General features: G+C 70.4%; 18 protein-coding genes and 7 pseudogenes. 11 read left to right on the forward strand and 14 right to left on the reverse strand.

The window, feature by feature from the left end; genetic code table 11:
• Positions 1 to 85: 85 nt before the first annotated feature.
• A complete protein-coding gene (locus AB0947_RS41045; RefSeq protein WP_366755479.1) occupies positions 86 to 724 on the reverse strand; it encodes a helix-turn-helix domain-containing protein in 639 nt (212 codons plus the stop codon).
• A gap of 67 nt (positions 725 to 791) precedes the next feature.
• Here AB0947_RS41045 and AB0947_RS41050 point away from each other — a divergent pair, with 67 nt between their 5' ends.
• A complete protein-coding gene (locus AB0947_RS41050; protein WP_366755480.1) occupies positions 792 to 1,727 on the forward strand; it encodes a zinc-binding dehydrogenase in 936 nt (311 codons plus the stop codon).
• 220 nt (positions 1,728 to 1,947) lie between these two features.
• Here AB0947_RS41050 and AB0947_RS41055 read toward each other — a convergent pair whose 3' ends face one another.
• Positions 1,948 to 2,565 (reverse strand): helix-turn-helix transcriptional regulator, encoded by a 618-nt coding sequence (locus AB0947_RS41055; RefSeq protein WP_366755481.1) that lies wholly within the window; start codon positions 2,563 to 2,565, stop codon positions 1,948 to 1,950.
• A 139-nt stretch (positions 2,566 to 2,704) separates the two neighbouring features.
• Between AB0947_RS41055 and AB0947_RS41060 the strand changes: the two genes are divergently transcribed.
• Positions 2,705 to 3,694 (forward strand): alpha/beta hydrolase, encoded by a 990-nt coding sequence (locus AB0947_RS41060; RefSeq protein ID WP_366755482.1) that lies wholly within the window; start codon positions 2,705 to 2,707, stop codon positions 3,692 to 3,694.
• A 345-nt stretch (positions 3,695 to 4,039) separates the two neighbouring features.
• Positions 4,040 to 4,633: pseudogene (locus tag AB0947_RS41065) on the forward strand (SARP family transcriptional regulator); the annotation flags it as partial.
• Between the two features lie 322 nt (positions 4,634 to 4,955).
• Here AB0947_RS41065 and AB0947_RS41070 read toward each other — a convergent pair.
• The 3 genes and pseudogenes from AB0947_RS41070 to AB0947_RS41080 all read right to left on the reverse strand — a co-directional run.
• Positions 4,956 to 5,915 carry an alpha/beta hydrolase gene (locus AB0947_RS41070; protein WP_366755483.1) on the reverse strand — a complete coding sequence of 320 codons (960 nt, stop codon included), beginning with the start codon at positions 5,913 to 5,915 and terminating at the stop codon, positions 4,956 to 4,958.
• Positions 5,916 to 6,132: 217 nt separating this feature from the next.
• Positions 6,133 to 6,447 (reverse strand): hypothetical protein, encoded by a 315-nt coding sequence (locus AB0947_RS41075; RefSeq protein ID WP_366755496.1) that lies wholly within the window; start codon positions 6,445 to 6,447, stop codon positions 6,133 to 6,135.
• A gap of 441 nt (positions 6,448 to 6,888) precedes the next feature.
• Positions 6,889 to 7,356, reverse strand: a pseudogene (locus AB0947_RS41080) (MFS transporter); the annotation flags it as partial.
• Between the two features lie 136 nt (positions 7,357 to 7,492).
• Here AB0947_RS41080 and AB0947_RS41085 point away from each other — a divergent pair.
• A complete protein-coding gene (locus AB0947_RS41085) occupies positions 7,493 to 8,104 on the forward strand; it encodes a TetR/AcrR family transcriptional regulator (protein WP_366755484.1) in 612 nt (203 codons plus the stop codon).
• A gap of 237 nt (positions 8,105 to 8,341) precedes the next feature.
• Here the strand turns inward: AB0947_RS41085 and AB0947_RS41090 are convergent, their stop codons facing one another.
• From AB0947_RS41090 to AB0947_RS41100, 3 genes are all read right to left on the reverse strand, one after another.
• Complete coding sequence (locus tag AB0947_RS41090; protein ID WP_366755485.1) at positions 8,342 to 8,905, reverse strand: TetR/AcrR family transcriptional regulator; 564 nt, start codon at positions 8,903 to 8,905, stop codon at positions 8,342 to 8,344.
• Positions 8,906 to 9,203: 298 nt separating this feature from the next.
• On the reverse strand, positions 9,204 to 10,595 hold the full coding sequence (locus AB0947_RS41095; RefSeq protein WP_366755486.1) for an amidase: 1,392 nt from the start codon (positions 10,593 to 10,595) through the stop codon (positions 9,204 to 9,206).
• Positions 10,582 to 10,791: a hypothetical protein gene (locus AB0947_RS41100; RefSeq protein ID WP_366755487.1), complete on the reverse strand. Its 210-nt coding sequence runs from the start codon at positions 10,789 to 10,791 to the stop codon at positions 10,582 to 10,584. Before AB0947_RS41100 ends, AB0947_RS41095 begins: the two co-directional genes overlap by 14 nt.
• Positions 10,792 to 10,956: 165 nt before the next feature.
• Between AB0947_RS41100 and AB0947_RS41105 the strand changes: the two genes are divergently transcribed.
• The 3 genes and pseudogenes from AB0947_RS41105 to AB0947_RS41115 all read left to right on the forward strand — a co-directional run.
• Positions 10,957 to 11,871, forward strand: coding sequence for an MBL fold metallo-hydrolase (locus AB0947_RS41105; protein WP_366755488.1), 915 nt, complete (start codon positions 10,957 to 10,959; stop codon positions 11,869 to 11,871).
• Between the two features lie 325 nt (positions 11,872 to 12,196).
• Positions 12,197 to 13,288 carry a serine/threonine-protein kinase gene (locus tag AB0947_RS41110; RefSeq protein WP_366755489.1) on the forward strand — a complete coding sequence of 364 codons (1,092 nt, stop codon included), beginning with the start codon at positions 12,197 to 12,199 and terminating at the stop codon, positions 13,286 to 13,288.
• Positions 13,289 to 13,548: 260 nt separating this feature from the next.
• A pseudogene (locus AB0947_RS41115) lies at positions 13,549 to 14,037 on the forward strand (carbohydrate ABC transporter permease); the annotation flags it as partial.
• Between the two features lie 841 nt (positions 14,038 to 14,878).
• On the opposite strand, the gene AB0947_RS41120 reads toward AB0947_RS41115, so the two are convergent.
• The 3 genes from AB0947_RS41120 to AB0947_RS41130 form a co-directional block, all read right to left on the reverse strand.
• Positions 14,879 to 15,406, reverse strand: a complete 528-nt coding sequence (locus tag AB0947_RS41120) for a WD40 repeat domain-containing protein (RefSeq protein ID WP_366755490.1) — start codon at positions 15,404 to 15,406, stop codon at positions 14,879 to 14,881.
• Between the two features lie 3 nt (positions 15,407 to 15,409).
• Positions 15,410 to 17,044, reverse strand: coding sequence for an ABC transporter substrate-binding protein (locus AB0947_RS41125; RefSeq protein WP_366755491.1), 1,635 nt, complete (start codon positions 17,042 to 17,044; stop codon positions 15,410 to 15,412).
• Between the two features lie 162 nt (positions 17,045 to 17,206).
• The gene (locus AB0947_RS41130) at positions 17,207 to 17,287 is read right to left on the reverse strand and encodes a putative leader peptide (RefSeq protein WP_366755495.1); all 81 of its coding nucleotides are present in this window, start codon (positions 17,285 to 17,287) and stop codon (positions 17,207 to 17,209) included.
• A 204-nt stretch (positions 17,288 to 17,491) separates the two neighbouring features.
• Here AB0947_RS41130 and AB0947_RS41135 point away from each other — a divergent pair, with 204 nt between their 5' ends.
• The gene (locus tag AB0947_RS41135) at positions 17,492 to 18,265 is read left to right on the forward strand and encodes a winged helix-turn-helix domain-containing protein (protein WP_366755492.1); all 774 of its coding nucleotides are present in this window, start codon (positions 17,492 to 17,494) and stop codon (positions 18,263 to 18,265) included.
• A 671-nt stretch (positions 18,266 to 18,936) separates the two neighbouring features.
• On the opposite strand, the pseudogene AB0947_RS41140 reads toward AB0947_RS41135, so the two are convergent.
• Together AB0947_RS41140 and AB0947_RS41145 are read right to left on the reverse strand one after the other, a co-directional pair.
• Positions 18,937 to 19,472, reverse strand: a pseudogene (locus AB0947_RS41140) (methylmalonyl-CoA mutase family protein); the annotation flags it as partial.
• A 20-nt stretch (positions 19,473 to 19,492) separates the two neighbouring features.
• Positions 19,493 to 20,071 (reverse strand): GNAT family N-acetyltransferase, encoded by a 579-nt coding sequence (locus AB0947_RS41145; protein ID WP_366755493.1) that lies wholly within the window; start codon positions 20,069 to 20,071, stop codon positions 19,493 to 19,495.
• 409 nt (positions 20,072 to 20,480) lie between these two features.
• Between AB0947_RS41145 and AB0947_RS41150 the strand changes: the two are divergent.
• Together AB0947_RS41150 and AB0947_RS41155 are read left to right on the forward strand one after the other, a co-directional pair.
• Positions 20,481 to 21,839 (forward strand): annotated as a pseudogene (locus AB0947_RS41150) (xanthine dehydrogenase family protein molybdopterin-binding subunit); the annotation flags it as partial.
• A gap of 169 nt (positions 21,840 to 22,008) precedes the next feature.
• Positions 22,009 to 22,209 (forward strand): annotated as a pseudogene (locus AB0947_RS41155) (XdhC family protein); the annotation flags it as partial.
• A 35-nt stretch (positions 22,210 to 22,244) separates the two neighbouring features.
• Here AB0947_RS41155 and AB0947_RS41160 read toward each other — a convergent pair.
• Positions 22,245 to 22,451: pseudogene (locus AB0947_RS41160) on the reverse strand (xanthine dehydrogenase); the annotation flags it as partial.
• 47 nt (positions 22,452 to 22,498) lie between these two features.
• On the opposite strand from AB0947_RS41160, the gene AB0947_RS41165 reads away from it, so the two are divergent.
• Complete coding sequence (locus AB0947_RS41165) at positions 22,499 to 22,852, forward strand: hypothetical protein (RefSeq protein WP_366755494.1); 354 nt, start codon at positions 22,499 to 22,501, stop codon at positions 22,850 to 22,852.
• Positions 22,853 to 23,485 lie beyond the last annotated feature (633 nt).

Raw genomic sequence — 23,485 nt, forward strand, 5'->3', positions numbered from 1 at the left:
CATCGACTCGGGCAGCGCGTGGGCGACGCCGTCCTCGTCGTAGACGATCGGGAAGGAAGACCCGACGGCTGCAGGCGGTCTCCGCTCAACTGTCCTGTGCTGCCAGTGCCGCGACAGCGGGGATCGCTCCGAAGGCTTCGTGCATGTGCCGGCTGAGTGCCGCACGGTCCTGCTGTGCGGCGTCCGGTGTGGCCCATGCCTCCAGTGCGCAGTGCCAGGCGGCGACCACGAGGTCGAGCAGCAGGCGCAGTTCGGTGCGGCCGGGGGACTGTGCGGCCAGCCGGTCCGCCGCAATCCGAACGATGTCCGCGGAGACCTCTGAGCAGTGGTGCAGGCTGTGCGCGGCCAGCGCGGGGGTGCGGTCGGCCAGGCTGCGGCTGGCCAGGAAGCGCCGCTCCCATCCGTCCGTCATCTGTTCCAGTGCCGCGAACAGTGCGTCTTTGTAGGCGCCGAGCAGGTGCTCGCCGGTCAGGGGCCGGGTCTCGATGTCCGTGAGGTAGGCGGCCCAAAGTTCCTTCTCCGGGGCCAGGGCCACGTCTTCCTTCGAGGTGAACGTGCGGAAGAACGTGCGCTTGGAGACCTCTACCGCATCGACGATCTCGTCCAGTGTGACCGCGGTGAAGTCCCGCGCGGTGAATAGCTCAAGGGCCGTATCGACCAGAGCTTGGCGGGTCCGCAGCTTCTTGCGCTCACGCAGCGGCAGTTCCTTGGGGTCTTTCTGCACGGGCGAAGCCTACCAGCAGCTTTTGCCGCTTGTGGGCTTATGCCACTCAGTGGCATTATCTGTCGCCGTGAAGGCACTGACGATTGATCACTCAGCCCCGGGCCACCTCACGCTCGCCGAGGTCGCCGACGCCGAACCCGCCGCCCACCAGGCCCTGATCCGGGTCCACTCGTTCTCCCTCAACGCCGGCGAGGTCCACCACGTGGTCCCCGAGGGCGAAGCCGGCACGGTGCCCGGCTGGGACGCCGCGGGCGTGGTGGTCCGGGCAGCCGCCGACGGCTCCGGTCCCCCGGCCGGCACCCCCGTCGTCACCGTGGGGGCCGCAGGCGCCTGGGCCGAACTGCGCGCCGTGGACACCGATTTGATCGGCACCGTGCCCGACGGAGCCGACCTCGGCCCGATCAGCACGCTGCCGGTCGCAGCCGGCACGGCCTTGCGCGCCCTGCACCGCATCGGCCCGATCCTGGGACGGCGCGTCCTGGTGACCGGCGCGGGCGGCGGCGTGGGCCGCTTCACTCTGCAACTGGCGGCCCGAGGCGGCGCCCACGTCACCGCGGTAACCAGTGATCCGGCGAAGACGGACGCACTGCGCGCACTCGGCGCCCACGAGATCGTCACCGACCTGGCCGCCCTCCAGCACCTCGAACCGGTGCACGGCGTGGTCGAACTGGTCGGCGGCGCCCACATGGTCGCCGCGCACGGCGCCCTGGCCGAGAACGGCGTGCTGGTTTCCGCAGGTCACATCTCCGGCGACGGCGAGCAGTTCCCCTACGGAGCCCTCTTCGGCAACGGCCATCGCCACAACCGCCAGATCGCCACCTACTACCTCCTGGACGATGCCGTAGGACTGGGCGCCGACCTCACCTGGCTCGCCGCACTCACCGCCCGCGGCGAACTGGACCCGCAAGTCGCCCTGCGCACCGACTGGACACAGGTGACACAGGCAGCCGCCGAACTGGCAGGCCGCCGCGTGCCCGGCAAGGCCGTCATCGACGTCCCCTGAGCGGACAGGACGACGTCCGCCGCCGCCCCGAGACGATCCCGCTGACTACGAAGCCGTCGGGACAAGGGACCACCAGTTGACTTCATAGCCTCCGCCCAGGAGCGCCGGATCGGTGACACCACCGGTGGCTGTCGGGTCTGGAGACAAGCGCCGCTTGTCTCCAGACCCGACGTGTGTATCGCATCCAACTCGCGACGTTGAATCTCAAGCTCACGGCTGCTCACTCAGCAGCCCTTCTGTCACCAGACCCTGGAGGGGTGCGCGGCCGTTGGCGCTCGCCCTGCGGTCCGAACATGATCAGGTACTCGACCGGACCGCCGGGGCTGGAGTTCGCCACCCCGTGCGGGGTGAGGGTGTCGAACTCGGCGACGTCCCCGGGGATCAGGATGAGGTCTTGGTCGCCGAGTGCGAGCCACAGTCGTCCGTACAGGACGCACAGCCACTCGTAGCCGTCGTGGGAAACCTGACGGGGCCGCTTGGGCGGGGCCTTGAGGGCGGGCAGGACGTGTTTGTGGGCGTGCAGGCCGCCGAGGTACCGGGTCAACGGCAGCACCGCCTTGTCATCCCCGAAGCTCAGCGGCGCGGTAGCGCGCGGCTTGGCCGCGGGGGCGGGCGCCGTGCCGGCCAGCTCGTCCAGGGAGACGCCGTACTCCTTCGACAGTTGCAGCAGCACCTCCAGGGTGGGCTTGCGCCGGCCGGTCTCGATCCGGGACAGCGTGCTGGGCGAGATGCCGGTCGCGCGGCTGACACCGGCGAGCGTCGCGCCGTGGTGCTCGCGTGCGGCCCGCAACCGGGGCCCCATCGCGGCCAGTGTGCCGTCCACGTCGTCGACCGCCACCTTTCACGCTCCTTCTTGCCATGCCGCTGCACCGCTCTGTCCTGCAAGGTTGCCAGAATGGCAAGGCTGATCGCGTCGGGAGGGTGCTGCACCGCATGATCGATGGGTAGCCGCGTCACCGCGAACCGAGGAGAAGCCCATGCAGTTCGAGCCGACCGCCGAGCTCCGCCACCGCACCGTGGAGGCCCCGGCCGGGCGTCTGCACCTGGTCGAGCAGGGCGCAGGCCCGCTGGTCCTGCTCGTGCACGGCTTCCCCGAGTCCTGGTACTCCTGGCGCCGCCAGCTCCCGGCCCTCGCCGCGGCCGGCTACCGGGCAGTGGCGATCGACGTGCGCGGTTACGGCCGCTCCTCCAAGCCGGAGGCGACCGACGCCTACCGCATGCTCGATCTGGTGCAGGACAACGTCGCCGTCGTGCGTGCCCTCGGCGAGGAAAGCGCGGTGGTCGTCGGCCACGACTGGGGCTCCAACATCGCCGCCGCCTCCGCCCTGCTCCACCCCGAGATCTTCGGCGCCGTCGGCCTGCTGAGCGTCCCGTACGCGCCGCCCGGCGGCCCCCGCCCCAGCGACATCTTCGGACAGATCGGCGGCCCCGAGCAGGAGTTCTACGTCTCCTACTTCCAGGAGCCCGGCCGCGCCGAAGCGGAGATCGAGCCCGACGTCCGGGGCTGGCTCGCAGGCTTCTACGCGGCCCTGTCCGCCGACACCATGCCCGCCCAGGGCGAGCCCGACCCGCACTTCGTCGCCCGCGGTGGTGGCCGGCTGCGCGACCGATTCCCCGCCGGCCCGCTCCCGGCCTGGTTGGGCGAGAAAGACCTCGACGTCTACGCCGGGGAGTTCGAGCGCACCGGCCTGACCGGCGCACTCAACCGATACCGCAACATGGACCGGGACTGGGAAGACCTTGCCCCGCACCGCGGAGCCCCGATCAAGCAGCCGTCCCTGTTCGTCGGCGGCGCCCTGGACGCCTCCACCACCTGGATGTCCGACGCCATCGACGCCCACCCCACCACCCTCCCCGGCCTGTCGGCCTCCCACCTCCTGGACGGCTGCGGCCACTGGATCCAGCAGGAGCGCCCCGACGAGGTCAACCGCCTGCTGACCGACTGGCTCGCCACCCTCCAGGGATGAACCAGGCGCAATCCAGGCGTAGTAGTCCGCGCACTGGCGCGGTGCCCGAGGCGGCACCGGCGGCACCGGAGCTGTGATCCACGGAGTGCGGATCGGCTGTCGGAGACGGAGAACCGCGTGGGCTTGTCAGCCTCGGCGAGGAGTCCGGCCCGCATCAGGACCGGGCGGGTGGTCAGCGTGCGGGTTGGAGCCACGGGCAGCGAATCCCTCGGCGGCTTCCAGCCGGATCCGCGCGCGAAACGCCTGCCGTTCGGGCGTCAGCCCGCCACCTTGCGGATACCTCACACAACCGGCATACCGCGCCGATCGCACATCGTCAGTGCCTGCCGACATCACGTTGCAAAGGGCCGGCTCATCCGCCTGCAATCCGCTTCCGTCCTCGGCGACCTCCATGCCGCGACCGCGCACGCCGAGGCCGCCGAGCAGCTCGCCGTCAGCACCGAGGTCTCAACGGCCGCCCGCAGCGCCGAACCGGGCGGACCGACCGCCGCCATGGCCGCGGCGCAGTACCGCGTCGCCGAGGACGCCCTCGCCGGGACGGCTGCCATGCCGGGACCGCACCGGGGCCTGTTCGCCCTCACCCTCCTGGGCCTGCGTCTCCTGCACGACCGTCCCGCGCCCACCGACTCCGCCCTCGACTGGGGCCCCTACCATCCCTGGACGCACCCCTTGGTGCTGCTCGCCCGGAACCGGGCCGAGGAGGCCCGCACCGCCCTGGCCAGGGCGCCCGAACCACCCCTTGATCACATGCAGGAGGCACTGTGGTGCCTGACCGCCCACGCCGCCGCCCGCCTCGGCGAGCGCCCGGTCGCCGCCCGCACCGCGACGGCCCTGCGCCCCGCCCGCACCGAACACGCGGGCGGGGCGAGCGGGTTGTTGACCCTGGGGCCGGTGGCGCGGTACCTGGCGGAGGCGGAGGCATACGCCCACAGGAAATGACCGACATCATCCGCGGACCCGCTCCCACGCCTGCTCCTCCCACCTGGGCCGGGCAACGGGACTTCCGGACCGGCCCGACCGTATGTGCACAAGGGAGGCCATGACTTGGTCTTCAACGTCCGGCGTCGAATGGTGTCTCGAACTTGGTCACTCGGTTCGACGTCCGGCGTACACGGAGGCGGCCTTCGTGGTGGGTGAACACCGCCGTGGTCACGGAGGGCTCTACGCCCCGGTGGCCCGCGGTCGGGTCGGTCACGCATCCCTGCCACCCCATAAGGGGTGTCTGGACGAAGGAGGCCACGTCACACCCCCTAGCGCCGCCCTACCTCCGAGCCCGGTCCTTCAGGGCCGGGTCGAGTTGACCGATGAAGCCGACCAGAGCGGCAGCGACAGCGTTGGGGTGTTCGTCCGGGATGAAGTGGCCTGCGTCCGGCACGACGATCCCGGTGGTGTTGTCGGCCCACGGTCGGATGGAAGCCGCCATGTCAGGGACGGAACCGTGGCTGCTGGAAATCCCGAGAACCGGCACCGTCAGGTGGTGCTGCTCAAGGGCCTCGTGGTTCTTCCGCGCCGATTCGGCGGCGTCCCGGTAGTAGGCCAGGGAAGCGCGGAGTCCGCCGTCAGCGGTGATGGCCGCGGCGTACTGCTCGATCTCGCCGTCGTCGAAGGTGTCGGAGGCGAGGGCCTTGGCCTTCAGGAACCAGCCGACGTACTCGCGTTCACGGCCTGTGAGCAGTGTTTCGGGCAGGTCGGGCACGAGATGGAATGCGAAGTGCCAAGTCTTCCACGCCACCTCGGGGTCGGTCGGGATGGAGTCGGGGAGGGTGATGCCCGGGATACCGGCGTCGAGCAGTGCGAGGCCGTGCAACCGGCTCTCGTACTTCAGGGCGAGGGAGAAGGCGACCCAGGCGCCGATGTCGTGGGCGGCCAGCCAGTAAGTCGACACTCCGAGCGCTTGCACCGCGGCGTGGACGTACGCGGCGACCGTGTGCGTGTCGTAGCTGCCGTCCGGGCGTTCGGAGTGGCCCTGGCCCGGCAGGTCGATCGCGATGACGTGGCACCGGTCGGCCAGGCCGGGCATCACCTTTCGCCATGCCCACCAGGTCTGCGGGAATCCAGCGAGCAGCACGACGGCTGGGCCGTTCGGCTGACCGCCCTCGACCGCATGAAGCCGGACACCGCCTGCGTCGACCCAGCGGTGGGTGAAGCCGGCCAGGTCGTGCAGTGGCAAGTCGCGGACCGGGTTGTCGGGGACGCGGGCGGTGGTTGCCGGGTCAGTCATGGTCTTCCTCCATCGATATCGGGTGTCCTGGTTCGGTATGTCAGCCGGGGCGGGGCCCGCGAGCGCGATGGACACGACGAGAGCGGCACCCGTGTGCACGCGTTCCGGTCACATCGAACATTTATGGTGTTCAGCGCCAGTCTTGGCTCGCCCTGGGCGTCCTTGCGGAGCCCGTCATCGAGGCGCGGCGTGCGGAGCCACTCGGTGCGGCAGCCGCTCAGGCCATGGTGGTGGCTGGGCGGCTGAGTGCGCTCGCGAGGGTCGTCGCCATGACGGCGACGGCGAGGATCAGGGTGGCGAAGTCCTGGTTGATGGTCTGGTCGAGGAGTCCGAGAGCCGGCGTGGGCACGATCGTGCCCGTGTAGGCGGGGGAGTACGCAGAGAGCAGATCCGCCCTGCGCCGCGGGTCGGCGAGCCGCTGGGCGACTCCGACGCCGCCGTGGAAGACCGGGCCGATGCCGGTACCCGCCAGAAGCGTTCCGGCGGCGAACGTGGGCAGTGACCGTGCCCACAGGCCGGTCTCGAACACCACGACGCCCGCTGTGAGGAACGTTGGTGCCGGCCGCGCCCGGAGATACACCGCTCCGGGACGGCCACCTGCGCGATCAGGGCGACGATGAACAGCAGCCCGACCTGTGCGCCGACAGCTGCGATGTTGTGGACGTGCAACTGTTCGGGGAGGAAGGCAGGCGCCAACGACGAGAAGAGTCCGCTGACCGCGAACGCGGCGAGAACGGCCGCGGCCACCCACAGGAACTCGGTCCGCGCTGTCCGCGGGCCGGGAATGGCGGGACGGCGGATCGGCAACGCAAGGCGCTGCCGGGCCGTGACGGTCTCCGGGGTGACGACGACGGCCAGGAACGCCGGGACCAGGCTGGCGAGGTAGGCCCAGAACACCAGGTGCGTGGGATCGGTCCCGTACTGCGCGAACAGGCCGGCGGCAATGGCGCCCAGTCCCTAGTCCGGCCATGTTCGACACCGTGGAGACGGTCGACGCTCGTCGGGTGTGCTCGGCTCCGGCGAGTTCACCGAGCGCCGCGGTCGCCGTGGCGGTGAAGACGCCGGCGCTCAGGCCGCACAGGAACCGTGCCGCCGGCAAGGTTCCGACGTCATGGGCGACGAGGAACAGCCCCGTGCTCGTCGCCGCGGCCAGCAGAGCGGCGGCCAGGAGGGGACGGCGGCCCGCGCGGTCGGAAAGCGGCGCGAACAGCATCAGCGCGAGCACCGTCCCCAAGGCGTAGACGGCGAAGACCAGCGTGGTGGTGAAGGGCCCGAAGCCCATCTGCGGCACCCAGAACGCATACAGCGGAATCGGCAGCGTCCCGCCCAGCACGACCAGGGTGTACACAGCGGCTACCAGCCAGGACCCGGCGCGCGCCCGGCGCCCGTCGGAGGCAGGACCGACGTGTGTGCGGACGTCTGGCGCGATGCCGTTGATCATCGTGCGGCCTTTCGGGTGAGGGAACCGCCACCACTCACGCTAGCCATCTTGGACCGATCGGTCAAAGATGTTGTGACCGATCGGTCCAAGATGCGGGTAGGCTCACAGCTGAGCCGTGAAACGGGAGGTGCACGCCATGTCCGGCCGGAAGCAGTTCGACGTCGGTGCGGCCCTGGACCAGGCCATGCGAGTGTTCTGGCAGCGCGGATACGCGGAAGCCTCGCTCGATGCCCTCGGTTCCGCCACCGGTCTCGGCCGCGGCTCCCTCTACGGCGCCTTCGGCAGCAAAGACACCCTGTTCCGCCAGTGTCTCGACCGCTACGCGTCGATCTACGGCGCGCAGTGCGAACAGGCGCTGACGGCACACCCCGGTGATCCGGTACGTGCGGTCGAGGCGTTCTTCGACGTCGTCCTGAGCCGCATCGCCGACCCGTCGGTCCCCGTGGGATGCCTCATCGCACAGTCCGTCGCACAGTCACCGACTCTGAAGGAGGAAATCAGCACTCACGTGCGCGGCCTGCTCGACCGGCAGCGCCAACGGGTACGCACCGCACTGGCGGGCTCCTCGGCCGACACCCGGACACTCGACGAACTCGCCGCGTTCGTCGTCGCCGTCAACCAGTCGCTGGCCGTACTGAGCCGTGCCGGCGCTTCGGACGCCGAGCTGCGTTCCGTGGCCCGGCTCGCTTCCGCAACGGTGGCAGACACTCTTGCCCGGGCAGCATCGGCGGATGTCGCCCAAGGCTGACGGGCACCGGCTCCGCCGGGAGGGGGCCTGCTTCAGGGGATTGTCCTAGCGGTGGGTACCGACCGAAGCCGGCCAATGCCAGGTCGGCAGGCTTACCTTGACGCCTTCTTCCGGCACCACCTCACCGGCGACAAGCGGTTCGACGCGATACTGACCGACACGCGACACCCCCTGGCACGCATCGCCTCACTCGACATGACAGCCGACCGCCGCTGACTCCGCTCTGCTCCTCCTCCGTCATCGGCCCCTCGCGCCGAGAACCGCTGTCACGAGCCGACGCGCGTACGCGGCGTCGAGTCCGTCCGGGCGGAAGAGGATGCGGTACATCAGGGGGGCGACGACGTGGTCCATGACCGTCTCGACGTCGGGTGCCTCCTCCCCCCGTCCGGTCGCGCGGGTGAGGATGACGTCGATCTGTTCGGCGGCGTAGGCGGAGCACTGGCCGGCGTTTCCACCGTCCGGGTCGCCGAGCAGGGCGTCACGGACGTAGGCGCGGCCGGCGGGAGAGGACATTTCGTCGAGGAACTGCTCGGCCCAGACCATCAGGTCGAGCGGCAGGGCGCCGTGATCCCTGGGCGCGGTCTCAGGGCGCAGACGCTCGACCGCCACGTCCGACAACAGCTCCTGCAGATCCCCCCAGCGGCGGTAGACGGTCGAGGGTGTCACACCTGCGCGCAAGGCGATCATCGGCACCGTCAGCGCGTCCCGGCCCACCTCCGAGGTGAGTTCGCGTACGGCGGCGTGCACCGACGCCTGCACCCGGGAGCTGCGCCCCCCGGGACGTACCATCTGCCTGCTCATGGAGTCCATGTTAAAGCGAAATCATTGCTTCTGGCGGCCCCTGCGCCTCCGTGCGACCAACGGGCCGCCCTCCGACGGCCTTCTCGCCGCGCGTCGTCTGCTTCCGCGCCGCCTCGGTGCACGCCGGCAACGGGCAAGGCCGCTGTCCGCTCCATCGTCCCCGGCCCGCCACGGCTCGGGCGCCCGTGGGGAACATCCGCACAGGCTCGGTCGTCGAGAGGGGATGAGTGCCCGGCGGCTGCGTCAGAGCCGTCGGGCATCGGCCCCGCCGGAGCGACGCTGCCGGGTCCGTATCCGCTCACGCCGCGTGTGCGAGGTCACGTACGGGCTGGGTCTGCTCATAGGCGTGGCCGACCCGCAGGAGCACGCTCTCTTCGAGCGGTCGCCCGAGCAGTTGCATGCCGATCGGCAGGCCCGCCGTGTCGTGGCCGACGGGCAGGGACAGGGACGGTATCCCGGTGATGTTGGCGGGGGCCGACAGGCGTACGTAGGCGTCGGAGACGCCCTCGACAGTGCCGTCGGCCCAGGTGATCGTCTCCTGACCGGCCCTGACGGCGGTCGCCGGGACGGTGGGGGCGGCGATCAGGTCGACGTCCCCGAGCATGCGGGCCCATTCCTGGCGCATGAGGGTCCGGGAGCGCTGGGCGCGCAGGTAGTCCCCGGCGGTCATCAGTTCGCCGGCCTCGAGGAGGATGCGGACATCGGCCTGGTAGAGCTCGGGGACCGTGCGCAGGGTGTCCGCGTGGTAGGCGGTGGCCTCGGGCACCATCAGACCCCACTGGGTGGCCTGGACGTAGCGCGTCATGGGGATCTCGACCTCGACGAGGCGTGCGCCGAGGGCTTGAAGCTGGTCGATGGCATGCCGGACGGCGGCTTCGATCTCGGGGGCGATGTGGTCGAAGTAGTAGTTCCGCGGCACGCCGATCCGCAGCCCCTTCAACTCCACGGCCGCAGGTGGCCGGTAGTCGATGGCGGATGCGGTCAGGGAGGCGGGGTCGAGGGGGTCGTGTCCGGTCAGGGCGGTCAGGACCAGGGCCGCGTCCTCCACAGTGCGGGTGATCGGGCCGACGTGGTCCAGCGACCAGGACAGGGACGCGACGCCGTGGCGCGGGAGAAGGCCGTAGGTCGCCTTGAGGCCGACCACCCCGTTGAGCGCGGAGGGCACCCTGATGGATCCGCCGGTGTCGGTGCCCAGGGCGAAGGTGGCCATGCCCGCCGCGACGGCGACGGCGGATCCGCCGCTGGAGCCGCCGGCGACCCGGCCTGTGTCCCAGGCGTTGCGGGTCTGCGGGGTGATCAGGCCATAGGCGAACTCGTGCGTGTGCGTCTTGCCCAGCAGGACCGCACCGGCCCGCGTCAGCCGCGCGGCGACCGTGCTGTCGGTCTGCGCGCGATGGTCGGCGCGGACCCGGGAGCCTGCCGTTGTCGCCACGCCCGCGACGTCGATCAGATCTTTGACGCCCATGGGAATGCCGTGCAGCGGACCGCGATAGCGGCCGGCCGCGATGTCGTGTTCGCCTTCACGCGCGGCCCCGCGGGCGCGCTCGGCGGTGACGGTGACGTAGGCATGAAGGTGCGGCTCCGCCTGTGCGATGCGCTCAAGGACGGAGTCCGCCAGTTCGACGGGAGACAGCTGCCGGACCCGGATCGCGTCGGCGGCTTCGGTCAGGGACAGTTCATACGGCTGCATCGCGCATCTCCTGGTCCGCGCGGTAGGCGGGGGCGGGCGGGGTGTCCCGAAAGTCCAGCTCCCGCAGGACCGCGACGACTGAATGGATGTGGTTGGCGGTGGCCGCGACCGCGGCGTGGCGGTCGGACGGCAGCAAGAGCCCGCCACGGGCGGCCCAGCGAGCCGCTTCGGGCGGGGTGAGGTCTTCGGCGGACATGGGACTTCCCTCTTCTCGGGCCGGAGCGGTGCCGCGCACCCTCTCCGCTCAAAAGCTAAGGGTTTGCGTTAGCTCACTGTAGGCACCTACGATCCCCTAAAGCAAACGAATAGCGTTTAGGCACGCGGCGACCTTCCGCGCCGAGACCCGAAGGACAGAACGATCATGAGCACCGCACCCGCCCCCGATCCGGCCGCCGCTTCCTCCTGGACCGTGGGCGACGTGGCCGTCCATCGCATCGACGAGGTCCTCCTGCCGCCCGCCACCGGACCGTGGCTGCTGCCCGACGCCACCCCGGACATCGTCGCCGCGCAGGACTGGCTGCGCCCCTGCTTCGCCGACGACAAGGGCACCCTCCGCATCGACAGCCACAGCTTCGCGTTCGCCCTCGGCGGCCTGCGCATCCTGGTCGACACCGGCATCGGCAACGGCAAGAAACGGGCCAACCCCGCCTGGCACGACCTGGACACCGCCTACCTTCAAGACCTCACCGCCGCCGGATTCCCCCCGGACTCGGTCGACCTGGTGATCCTCACCCACCTGCACGCCGACCACGTCGGCTGGAACACGCGGAAGGCGGACGGCGAGTGGGTTCCCACCTTCCCCCACGCCCGTTACCTGACCTCCCGCACCGAGCGGGAGTTCTGGGCCGCGTACGACATGGAGGAGGCGCGCGAGCAGATGTTCCGGGACTCCGTGATCCCCGTGGAGGAGGCGGGGCTGCTCGACCTCGTCGACGTTCCCGCCGAGGGCGTCGACGTCGTAATGGGCCTGCGCCTGCTGCCCACCCCCGGCCACACCCCGGGCCACGTCGCCGTGGAGCTGACAAGCCGCGGCCGGAGAGCTCTGATCACCGGCGACTGCATCCACCACCCCGTCCAGCTCGCCCACCCCGCCATCGGCTCCTGTGTCGACGTCGACCCCGAGCAGTCCGAGACCTCGCGCCGCACGCTGCTCGCCTCGCTCACCGACACGGACACCCTCGTCCTGGGCACCCACTTCGCACCACCCACGGCGGGCCATGTCGTCCGCCATGAGGGCGGCTACCGGCTCTCGCCCGTCCACGCCGACTCGCACTGACCGGCGACGGTCCGAGCCGTCGAGCTTCCGAGCAGGCAGGGGCGCAGGTCCCGCAGTGCCACGCTGTCGCAGCAGCCATGCCCGTGCGCGGGATGGCGGCCTGCCACACGGTGTGCCGCCACTCCCCCTCAGCGCACTGCGGCGGTGAGCGAGTGGGTAGGTGGCTCGGTGCCGTGTTCCTGTGGTGAGGGGACGGTTCATCGGTCGATGACACCAGGGGACGAAGGTCGTGCCGGGAAGCCGTGGCGGACTGCGGCCGCGAGGGGCGAGTTGGGACGCCTGGCATGATCGACAGGGTCAATGTGATGTCAGGCAGGAGCCGCCGATGGATGAGACCCAGCCATTACCCGCCGCGCGTGTATCCGCGTATGCGGCCGTAGGAGCACGGCTCTCGTTGCTCAGCGACCGCCGGCTCGCCGATGCGGTGGCTGCCGCGCCGGCACTGGGCTCGGGCATCGGCGGCAGACGGGGCGAGATGGAAGTCGCGGGGATACCTGTCTTCGTCAAGCGAATCCCGCTGACGGACATCGAGTTGCGGCCGGAGCACGTCCGCTCGACCGCCAACCTGTTCGGTCTCCCTCTCCACTACCAGTACGGGGTGGGGTCGGCAGGGTTCGGGGCCTGGCGCGAACTGGCCGCACACGTCATGACCACCGCCTGGGTACTGAGGGGGGAATTCGCTGGTTTCCCACTCATGTACCACTGGCGAGTTCTGCCGGACCAGCCTCCTGCCGCCTTCGCCGACGAGTTCGGAGGTGTCGAGGGAGCCGTCGCGCAGTGGGAGGGATCGCCTGCCGTACGTCGCCGGCTGGAAGCCATCGGCCAGTCCTCCGTCAGCCTGGTTCTCTTCCTGGAGCACCTGCCCCACACACTCGCGGCCTGGCTCAGCGCCACCGGTGAGGCGGCCGGCACCAAGCCAGGCAGAGACTCCTCCTATCTGTGGGTGGAAGACGCTCTGCTGGACGGGACCGAGTTCATGAGTTCCCGTGGGCTGGTGCACTTCGACGCACACTTCGCCAACCTGCTGACTGACGGCCAACAGGTGTACTTCGCGGACTTCGGGCTCGCTCTCAGCCGCCACTTCGAACTCTCGGCACAGGAAGCCGCCTTCCTCTGCGACCACCTCGTATATGACCGCAGCTACGCACCGTGGCACCTGCTGCGCCACCACCTGCCCGAAACCATGCGCGGTGACACGGAACTCGCGACTTTCCTGCGGCAATGGATCGCAGGTCGCCGCCCCGACGGCGTTCCTCCCGGAATCACGGCGCTCATTGATCGCCACGCCCCGCATGCCCTCGTCATGGACGACTTCGCCCGCCGACTTATTGCGGAAAGCAAGCGCACCCCATTTCCCACAGCCCAGATTCGGCGGGCACTGGCCGGCGACTCCAGCTGTAGATCGCGATCTTCGTAGCGCGCGGTCTGCCGGGGCGGCGGCAGCGGTCGGCTTTGGCTTGGTGGCAGCGGCGGGCTGGCGCGTAGGGTGCCGGGATGATCGCGTGGAGGTGTCGCTGGGGCGCTGGGGGTGCGTGCCGGATGGCGACGTCGTGCACGGGGGCGTCGGGGTGTCATCGTTCCGGTACGGAGGCGGGCTGGGGAGAGCGCCGTGCTGAAGGTGTCGTTTCCACATCGCGCCGGCCCGGCGTGCGATCGAGAGTCCGGTCGGTCGGCGTCAACGTCCTGCCGCAGGAAGGCTTGGTCTACCCCATCTACTACCTGTTCAAGGAGATGGGCCTGTACGACGGCAAGCCCGGTTACACCATCCTGGTCGGCGTCACCTACAGCGCGTTCGGCACCTACCTCCTCTCCTCCGTCTTCGCCGGCTTCCCCAGGGAACTCATCGAAGCCGCCTCCCTGGACGGCGCCGGCCGCTGGACCATCCTGTGGCGCATCATCCTGCCCATGAGCTGGCCCACCCTGTCGGTGATGTGCGTGTTCTTCTTCGTCTGGAGCTGGAACGAGTTCCTCTACCCCCTCGTCCTGCTCATCTCCAACGACAACCAGACCGTCCCCCTCGGCCTGTCCGTCATGCAGGGCCAGTACACCAGCGACCCCACCGCCATGAGCGCCGCCGCCCTCCTCGGCGTCATCCCCATGGTCGTCTTCTTCCTCATCTTCCAGCGCTCCCTCACCCGCGGCGTCACCGCAGGAGCAGTCAAGTAACCCCGCGGGGACCACTGCGACCCCGGATCCGGCACGCATCGGCCCCGCTGTCGGATCCGGGGTTCACGTCCCAGGCCGGCCTGCGTCCAGCACGGTTCCACGCACCCGTTCGGCGTGAGGGTGGTCGGGCCGCAGTCGTCACAGTGCCGTACGCCCGGACCGGGGCACCAGTTCCAGGTCCGGGACCGGGGCCGACGGTGCGAGCCGGCGGCGCGCGTTGCGGGCCTCCGCGGCAGGCAGTTCGGGCCCCGGCGGCGGACAGCAGGCGGTGGTTGTCTCACCGGTGTCGGCGTCCGCACCGGTGTCCCACGGCGATCGCCTCCACGCCTTCAGGGTCGCCCGCCTGTTTCTCTCACGCAGGCCACGTGCTGTCAGAACTCCGATTCCGATCCAGCCGGCCGCGCCAGCCTCGCGAACCCCTCGGGTCGCGGACCCCGGCCATGACGGGGGCCAGGTGCTTGTGCGTTCGGGTGAGCATCCAGGCCAGGTCTGGCCGGATGACGTCACCGAAGACCAGCGTCAGGGGCCCGGCTGCCGCGGAGCCCGTCGTCCAAGCGGCGGTACTGCGACGATGTGTGCCGGGCCCAGGCGTACCGGGCCCGGCGAGTCTCCGACCGGATCAGACCTGGGCCAGCGACTCACCGCCGCCGCGGCGTCGCCGTGGTGGCGGTGAAGCTCGCGCTCAATGACACTGCGGTCGAGGTGGTCCACCTCGTACGCGACCGCGCCCCTGCCGTGGAAGACGTCGGTGGGGCGGGCAGCGGCAGGGTGCCGAACGGCACATGCCCATGACGTAACTCGTCAGCCGTCCCCGGCATCTCCGCCTCTCTCCGTCGCCGGTTCATCGCTCCGGGTCCGGGCACACTGGGGTGGAGTCCTGGCCGCGGAGGTACTCCGTCCGCTCGGCCTCGGTGAAGTCGCGTCGCAGCCCGTGGCAGATGGAGTCGGCGATCGCTCCCGCACGGGGAAGATCCGCATCCCACAGGAGTGTCGTGCCGTCGTTGTTCCCGGCGGCGAGCGTGGTGCCGTCAGGGCTGAACGCCACCGCCCTCACGAGCTGGACATTGCCGGTGAGGGTGGCGCGGAGGCTGCCGCTCTTGACGTCCCACAACCGCACTGTGCTGTCGCTTCCGGTCGCGAGGAGGGTGCCGTCGGGGCTGAAGGCCAAGCTGCCGTACTGCATGAAGAGCGGCTGGTCGAGGCCGAGTTCGTGGTCGAGGGCGCGCACGGAGTCGTCGGACGCCTCGCGGCCGAGGACGGTGCGGGCCACGTCGCCGGGCAGCACCTGGGTGGCGAGGAAGACCAGGAGCGAGACCCCCAGCAGCGTCAGCGGTATCGCGGCGAGCCGCCGCAGCAGGAACCTGGTCATGTCTCAGACCCGGGAGACGGTGGTGAAGTCGACGTACTGGCTGGGGTGGGCCTCGACGCCCCGGAATGTGTTGCCGTTGTAGGCGCGCGCCGCGCCGCTCCAGTACGCGATGACGATCGGCACGTCCTCGTGCAGGGCCTTGGCGATGATCTCCGCCTGCCGGCGCCGCTCGGCGTCGCTGGTGGCGGTGTCATAGGCCTCGGCGGCCGCGTCGAGGGCCTTGTTGGCGTACTTCGAGCCGTTCCAGACGCCGTTGCTCTTCACCATCGGGATGATGAACTGGCTGGGCACGGCTCTGCCCGCCCAGCCGACCAGGTTGGCGGTGGTGAACAGCCAGGGCGTGTCCTTGGCCTGGTCACCGCCGTAGAACTCCTTCGAGGACCGCTGGTCGAGGTCGACGGTGATGCCGACCTCCTTCAACTGGCTCTGGACAGTGACCGCGTAGTCCTTGTTGGGCGGGTCGAAGGTGAGGGAGAAGCGCAGCCTCTTCAGGCCGGCCGCCTTGAGCAGTTCGGCGACCTTCGCCCTGTCCTTGGCACGCTGCTCGATGTCGGTGGGCGCGGCCGGGAACAACGGAGCGAAGAGGTGATCGTTGCCGAGGTCGCCGAGTCCGCTGCCGGCGGCCTGGCGGACGGCGGGCCGGTCGAGGGCGTAGGCGACGGCCTGGCGGACCTCCTTCCGGTCGAAGGGCGCCTTGTCGACGCGGAGGGTGAGGACGGTGACTCCGGTCCCCCTGACCTTGTCGACGGTGATGCCCCCGCTGTTTCCCAGGGGTTCGACCAGCGCCGGCCGGCTGAGGAACTGGGCGTCGATGTCGCCGGACTGCAGGGCGACGAGGTCGGCCTGATCGTCGGCGTAGAACTTGACGTCCACACCGTCGAGGTAGGGCCTGGGGTTGTCCCAGTACGTCGGGTTGCGGACGAAGGAGGCGCCGGTGGAGACGTCGTACGACGTGAGGGTGAAGGGGCCCGTGCCGATGCCGTGCCCGGCGAAGTCGCCGGCGTAGTCCGTCTTGAGGATCACCGCGTTGTAGTTGCCGGCCGACACCAGGTACGGGAAGTCGGAGAAGGGTCGTTCGAGGGTGAAGACGACGGTGGAGTCGCCCTGGGTGCTCACGCCGCCTGCCTTGAGGACGGTGTCGAACGCGGACAGGGCCGCCGACTTGTTCTTCGGGTCGAGCAGCCGGTCGAACGAGGCCTTCACCGTCGCGGCGTCGAGCTTCGTGCCGTCGGAGAAGGTGACGCCCTCGCGCAAGGTGAAGGTCCACTTCCGGGCGGACGTGTCCGAAGCCCACTCGGTGGCCAGCCGCGGCACCAGCTTGAAGTCCTTGTCGAGCCAGATCAGGTATTCGGCGACCAGTTGGTAGAGGGCGATGGCGGTTCCGTCGTACGCCGTGACCGGGTCGAGGGCGGTGGGCGGCGGCGGGGCGCCCACGCGCAGGGTGCCCCCGCGCCGGGCCGGGCCGGTGGCCGACGCCGTCGCCCGGGCCGACGCGTCGTCCCCCGCGCCCGGCGTGCAGGCCGAGAGCAGCGCGGCCAGGGCGCCGCCGGTCAGAGTGAGGAAGCCGCGGCGAGAGGGGCCGGCCGGCAGGACGTCCTGCCGGCTCTGGGGCGGTGCGTCCGCATCGGATGCAGGCATGGGTTCTCCAGGGAACGACCGACGGCACGGCACAACCTGGGGAGCTGTACACGGGCGTGTGCGGTACAGGCAGAAAAGTGACAGGTGAAGAAAGGCGGAACGTGCAGAAGCGCGGGGCCCAGGGCCGTCAGAAGGCCGGCGCGGTGCGCTCGGTCGGACGCCTCAGCGCTGCGGACAGGCGCACGTGCCGACGCGCAGCAGATCCACGTGGATCCTCCTGGTCAGCAGCGTGTTCGTGGTCACGACTCATTGATAACAGCGCGGCTCGGCGGTAGACAATGCGGGATCTGTTTCAGAATCGAGAAACTCTGCCGCAAAACTCCGCCCGTAGACTTCCCGGCATGACCGACTCCCGCCGCGCGCCCTCGCGTCTCGCCGCCGGCTGTCGTCGCCACGGTTGTGACGACCACCGGCCGTCTCCGAGGCACGACAAGGGAGTTGCTCGCAATGCAGTCACCGGCGTACATACGGTCCGATGGCCCTTCGGGGGGCACGCCTGACATCGGTCACTCGTCGATCGACGAGTTGCTGGCCCGCGCCCGCACTCGCCTGCGGCGGCTGGCTCCCGAGGACGCGGCCGCCGAACTCGCGGACGGCGCTCTGCTGGTGGACGTGCGCGCGGACATGGTGTGGCGCGCCGAGGGCGAGATCCCCGGCTCCCTCGTCATGGACCGGAACGTGCTGGAGTGGCGGCTGGACCCCTGCAGCAACTGGCGCATCGAGGAGGCCACCGACCACTCCCTGCGCGCGATCATCATGTGCTCGCAGGGGTACATGTCGAGCATGGCCGCCGCGGGCCTGCACGATCTCGGACTGGTGCGGGCCACCGACATCGTCGGCGACTACGAGGCCTGGCGCGCCGCGGGTCTGCCGGTGGTGCCGGGCGGCACGCTGCCAGGCTCCTACGTGGCCGCCGCGCCGTCCCCGATCAGCCTCGACCCGGGCGGCCAGCGCATGCTGGTGAACGGCGCTCCGGTCGCTCTGACCCCGCTGGAGTTCCGGCTGCTGACCGCCCTTCTGCGCGGCAACGGCCGGGTCATCACCCGGGAGGACCTGCGCTCGGGGCTGGGCGAATGGGCGGGCAGCCGCAGTCGCTCCGTCGACCTGCACATCCACCGCATCCGTCGCAAACTCGGCCCGCGTGCCGCGGCTCTGCTGACGACGGAACGAGGCGTCGGCTTCCGTCTGCGCGCGACACTGGCACCGGCCGAGGGCGGCTGACGGCACAGGTCACGACCGCCGCGGCCGGACGGTTCCGACCGCGGAAGGCTGCCCTCCCCGCCGGCCACCTTCCCCTCCGTAACGCCTCGATGGTCCGCGGGTGGATCCGGCGCTGTCAGGCCCGTGGCCCGCAGCCGGGCCACCGGCCCCACCACCGTGCGCTCTGCTCCCGGGCCCTCTTGTCCGTTCGCTCAGTCGGCCGGCCTGGCGGCGAGGGGCGGCAGGTCCAGGTGTGCGCACAGGGTCGTGCCCCGGTACTCGGTGCGGTAGATCCGGCGGTTCTGCGGTTCGGGGACGAGCTGTCGACGATGTCGGCGATCGACGACGGGAGCAGGTGGGGCACGATGTCGTATCCGTGGACGGCGTGGGGCGACGTAACAGGTCCACTCGTCCGCGACGGCCGACGGCGTACTGACGAACGCCGGGTGGCCCGAAGCCACCAATGCAGGCCGCGTTCGTTCACCGGCTCGCGCCAGTTACGGATCAGGGCCGTTTTGCCGGTACGGTGCGCGATCGGATCGTGCAGCGTGAGGGTCGAGTCCGTCCTCGCTGGGCCCGGTGTCGGGCAGAGGCCCATCAGGGTCGTAGGCGGACAGATCAGCGCCCGCAGCCCCGGGTACGCCTCCACGCAGCGGTGGCCGGCCCCAGCACGGGAGCGATGTCGTACGACCGCCGGTGCGCGCCTCATGCCCCAGCGGATCGGCGCCGCGGTTGCCGCTCACCGCGTCCGGGGCGACGCCCCGCTCCTCGATTCCCCTGCGGCGAGGTCGACTTCGGCCTCCCGTGTCGAGCACCACCGGCGCCAGGTCAAGGTACACGCCCTCCAGCACCCGGCTGAGCGCGGACAGCGGGCCCCCAGCCACAGCGAGGTGACGCCATTCTCCAGGTCGGCGAGGACCGGGTGGTTGTCCGCCGCGGTGTGGTGCCGGCGTACGTCCCAGCCGCCCGTGGTGTTCCCCTCCGCCCGTCGGTCGCGCACGAACGGCGCGAAGCCGGGCAGGCCGGCGTCCGGTGCGGTGTCGCGCGCGGTGTACAGGGGGCGGGCCCGTAGCCCGTCCTCCAGCACGGTGGACAGGGCGTCCGCCGCGGCGTCGGCCGCGACCTCCTTGCCCGACTTGCGCGGCACCCCGGCCGCCGGATGCTGCCACTGCTCATGGGTCGGCGCGGAGAAGCCGACGGCCGGCGCAAGCGCGACGGGCGGCAACATCTCGCTGCGGCCGCCGCGCCTTACACCGCCTGCGCCTGCCGCCGCTCCCACTGCCCCTTCGTGATCTCGTACCGCACACCCCCGTGCTCGGAACCCTCAACCGCGATCATGTCGTCCGGCGTGGGGATGCTCTCCGTGAGCGTCATCCCGAGCTTCTCCATGACGTTGCGCGAAGGGCGATTCACGGTCATCGTCTCGGCCCAGACCATGCGGATGCCGAGCTCGGCGAACCCCTTCGCCAGCAGCGCCCGCGAGACCTCCGTGGCGTAGCCCCGCCCCCAGGCCGGCTGGCGCAGGCGGTAGCCGAGCTCGGCCTCCTCACGCGGTCCGCTGCGCAGTGGACGCAGGCAGAACCAGCCGACGAACGCGCCGCCGTCCTTCTCGTACGCAGCGAAGAGGCCGAGGTCGTGATCCCAGCGCTCGTAGCCGGCGAGGATGCTGGGGATGACGAGGTCGCGGACCTCCTCAGGCGGGGTCGGAGCGCCGCCGGTCAGGTAGCGCATCACCGCCGGGTCGCTGTCCAACTCGATCAGCAGGTCCGCGTCGGCGGCGACGAAGGGGCGCAGAGTCAGGCGCTCGGACTCGAGGTAGGTGGTCACGTGAGGATGATGGCCGAGCCGGTTCGGAGGGTCCAGGGAGTTTTCGGGCCGGGCCTGTCACCAGGTGGGGTGCTGGAGGAGCGGCAGCATGGCACGGCCGCCTTCACGTCACCGCCGAGGACCCGTCTCTATCGCTGCCCAAGTCGTCAGCGCAGGGGGTGAGGACGAGCGGCTTGCCGTAGTGCGCGATGGTCTTCATGCGGGCGGAGCGCGGGCTGTCGCAGGTGCGGACCGGCTTGCCCAGTGCCTTCTCGACGTCGGCGCAGGTGTACGGGGCGGTGAGAGGGACGACGGCGTAGCGGGTGGCATGCGGGATGCGGTGGGGTTCGGCCCATGAGCGGGCGCCGTCGAAGTCGGCGAACGGGCCAGCTGAAGTGTCTGCTGTACCGTCGGACGTGGAGGCCCCAACCGAATCCGTCTCGGCAGCGACCGGCGGGGCCGACTGGCCGCATGGTGCACGAAATGGACGCGGAGACGTCGTCGTACGAGAAGTTCGACGAGGCCATCATGCTCGCCGGCCAGACGTTCTACAGCACGCCCCACGTCAGCCAGGCGTACCGGAAGGTGCCCCTGGACGTGAACACCCCGATCTGGATGCGCGGTACGGGCTTCGCGAACGCCTCCTTCGCCATCGAGTCGGCCATGGACGAACTCGCGAACCGGCTCGGCGTCGACCCGATCGAACTGCGCCTGCGCAACGAGCCGGCCCAGGACGAGTCCAACGGCCTGCCCTGGTCCACCCGGCGACTGCGGGAGTGCTACACCGTGGGCGCCCGGGAGTTCGGCTGGGACCGGCGCAACCCCGAGCCCCGCTCGACGGGGGACGGCGACTGGCTGATCGGGCTGGGCATGGCCGCGGCCGTGTACGACCCCGGGCGCTACCCCGCACAGGCCCGGGTCCGCCTGGACGCCGACGGCACGGCGGTGGCCGAGGCCGCCACCAGCGACATGGGACCGGGCACCTACACCTCCCAGACCCAGGTCGCGGCCGACGCACTCGGGCTGGCCATGCGTGCGGTGACCTTCCGGCTCGGCGACTCCCTCTACCCGCCCACCCCGCCGCATGGCGGTTCACAGACCATGACCGTGGTCGGCTCCGCGGTCCTCGACGCCTGCAACAAGGTCCGCGGGCAGGCAATCAAGCTGGCCGTCGAGGACGAGCAGTCGCCGCTGTACGGCGTCCCCGCTGAGGACATCGTGGTCCGCGGCGGCAGGCTGCACGCACAGGACGACCCGGCCCGCGGTGAGACCTACCAGCGGCTGCTGACCCGCAACAAGCTCACCCACCTCGAAGCCGAGGGTGCGTACGCCGGGGCTCCGGAGCCCGCGCGCCACTCGTACTTCTCCTACGGCGCGGTCTTCACCGAGGTGGGCGTGGACGCGCGGCTCGGCCTGGTACGGGTGCGGCGGATGCTCGGGGTGTACGACGTGGGCCGTATCGTCAGCCCGAACTCGCGGACAGCCAGGCGCTGGGCGGCATGGTCGGCGGCATCGGCCAGGCCCTGCTGGAGCACACGGTCACCGACCACCGCGACGGCCTGATCGTCAACGCGAGCCTCGCCGACTACCTCGTGCCGGTGAACGCCGACATCCCCGACCTCAAGGCGATCTACCTGGAGGGCGAGGACCCCGACGCCGACCCGCTCGGCGTCAAGGGAATCGGCGAGATCGTCCAGGTCGGGGTGGCCCCCGCCATCGCCAACGCGGTCTTCAACGCCACCGGCCGCCGCCTCCGCAAGTGCCCATCACGGCCAAGGCGTTGATCTGAACCGGGGTGCCCCGGGCCGCTGAGGAGCGGAACAGTTGACCGGGGGGCACTCCATGCCCGTCCGGCAGTCGGTCCCCCCCGTCCGGCTGCCGGACCTCCCAGGGCCGCCGCCTGCCCGCCCCCGTAGGGCGCGGCGGCGGCCCTTCCCCACATCCACGGAGACAGACCCATGTTCGACATCGCGGACACACTGCACCGCTGGTGCCGCGAAACACGCCCCTTCGCACTGGCGACCGTCGTCGACGTCCACGGCAGCGCGCCCCTGCCGATCGGCACGTCGGTCGCGGTGGACGGGGACGGCAACGCGGTCGGCAGCATCTCCGGCGGCTGCGTCGAGGGCGCCGTATACGAGCTGTGCCGACAGGTACTCAATCCGTGGGCCGCGTTGACGTTGCCGAGGAAGCACAAGGTGCGGCCGAGGAGTTCATCGGGGCCGTCGACGACCTGTGCTACGGCCGTCTGCCAGCCCGACATGACCTCCGCGACGGCCGCGCCCAGGTGGGGGTGCGCCGCGGGGTCGACGCGCTGGACCAGGACGTCGAGTTCGCCACCGCAGGTCAGCCCGGCGGCGAAGGCGTCTTCGTCGGAGTAGCCGAACCAGGCGCGCTGGGGACCGACCCTGTCCTTGCGACGAGCCCGCGTCCGCCCTGGACGTCAGCGTGCAGGCGGCCGTGCTCGAAGTGCTGGCCGATCAGCGCGACCGTACAGGGACGTCGTACCTCTTCATCTCGCACGATCTCGCGGTCGTCGGCCATCTCGCCGACCGGATCGCCGTCATGTACCGCGGGGTGATCGTCGAGCAGGGGCCCGCGTCCGACGTGCTGCGCGGTCCCTCGCACCCGTACACCGCCCTGCTGGTCGAGTCGGCCTCCCGCCTGGTGGCGGCCGGCCCGCCCGCCACCCCGACGAACGCCCCGGCACGACCGGGCGGCTGCCTGGAAGACCATCTGGATGCGCGGGCGTACCTCGGCATCACGCCGGCTCAGGCGCGCGGGGAGGGTTTCGCCGCGTAGGCGCAGTTCACCCTCGCCGTCGGGGCCGAGCCCGGCGACGGCCCGGGCGAGGGTACGTATCTAGCGCAACTTAGGTCGCCCACTCATTTCCTTAGCCGCCCTCATTGGGAGGCGTCTCCCACCCCGGAGGTGCCCAGCCAAACGACACATAGCCAGACAGGGCAAGAGCATCGGTTTCAGGTGCTGTTCCGATGGGTTTCTACTTGTGCCCCTGGAAATTAGGCTTTAAGCAATCCAGCTTTGACCATATTGCGCGGGTCTTGCGGCGCTCCGTCGTCATGCACCTTCAGATCGGCTACCGCTTTCCTGACATGCTACGGTCCCCTTTGGCTTTCACCGCCAGGTAAGTCAGGTGACCCAAGAACCCCCTCCGAGTTCATCCCGGATCATCCGGGGATACAACAAAGCGCCTCACGGCGAACGGCGTTCATAGACCGTCTTCCACGGGCCGAACCGGTCCCGGCCATCAACGAGTGGCTGTGACCAGCACGTTCGATCCACGCCCTAAGGGCTGTCCCGTAAATGATCTTTGACGTGCCTGGTGACCTGGTGGTTTCTGCGTCACCCGGCCAGCGTGAGGTTGTGCAGGCGGGCGATGCCGAGCATGGCGTGGTGGACGCCGTCGCCTTTGAG

It is taken from the genome of Streptomyces sp. NPDC047841 (assembly GCF_040704085.1).
GTDB classification, from domain to species: Bacteria; Actinomycetota; Actinomycetes; order Streptomycetales; family Streptomycetaceae; genus Streptomyces; species Streptomyces argyrophylli.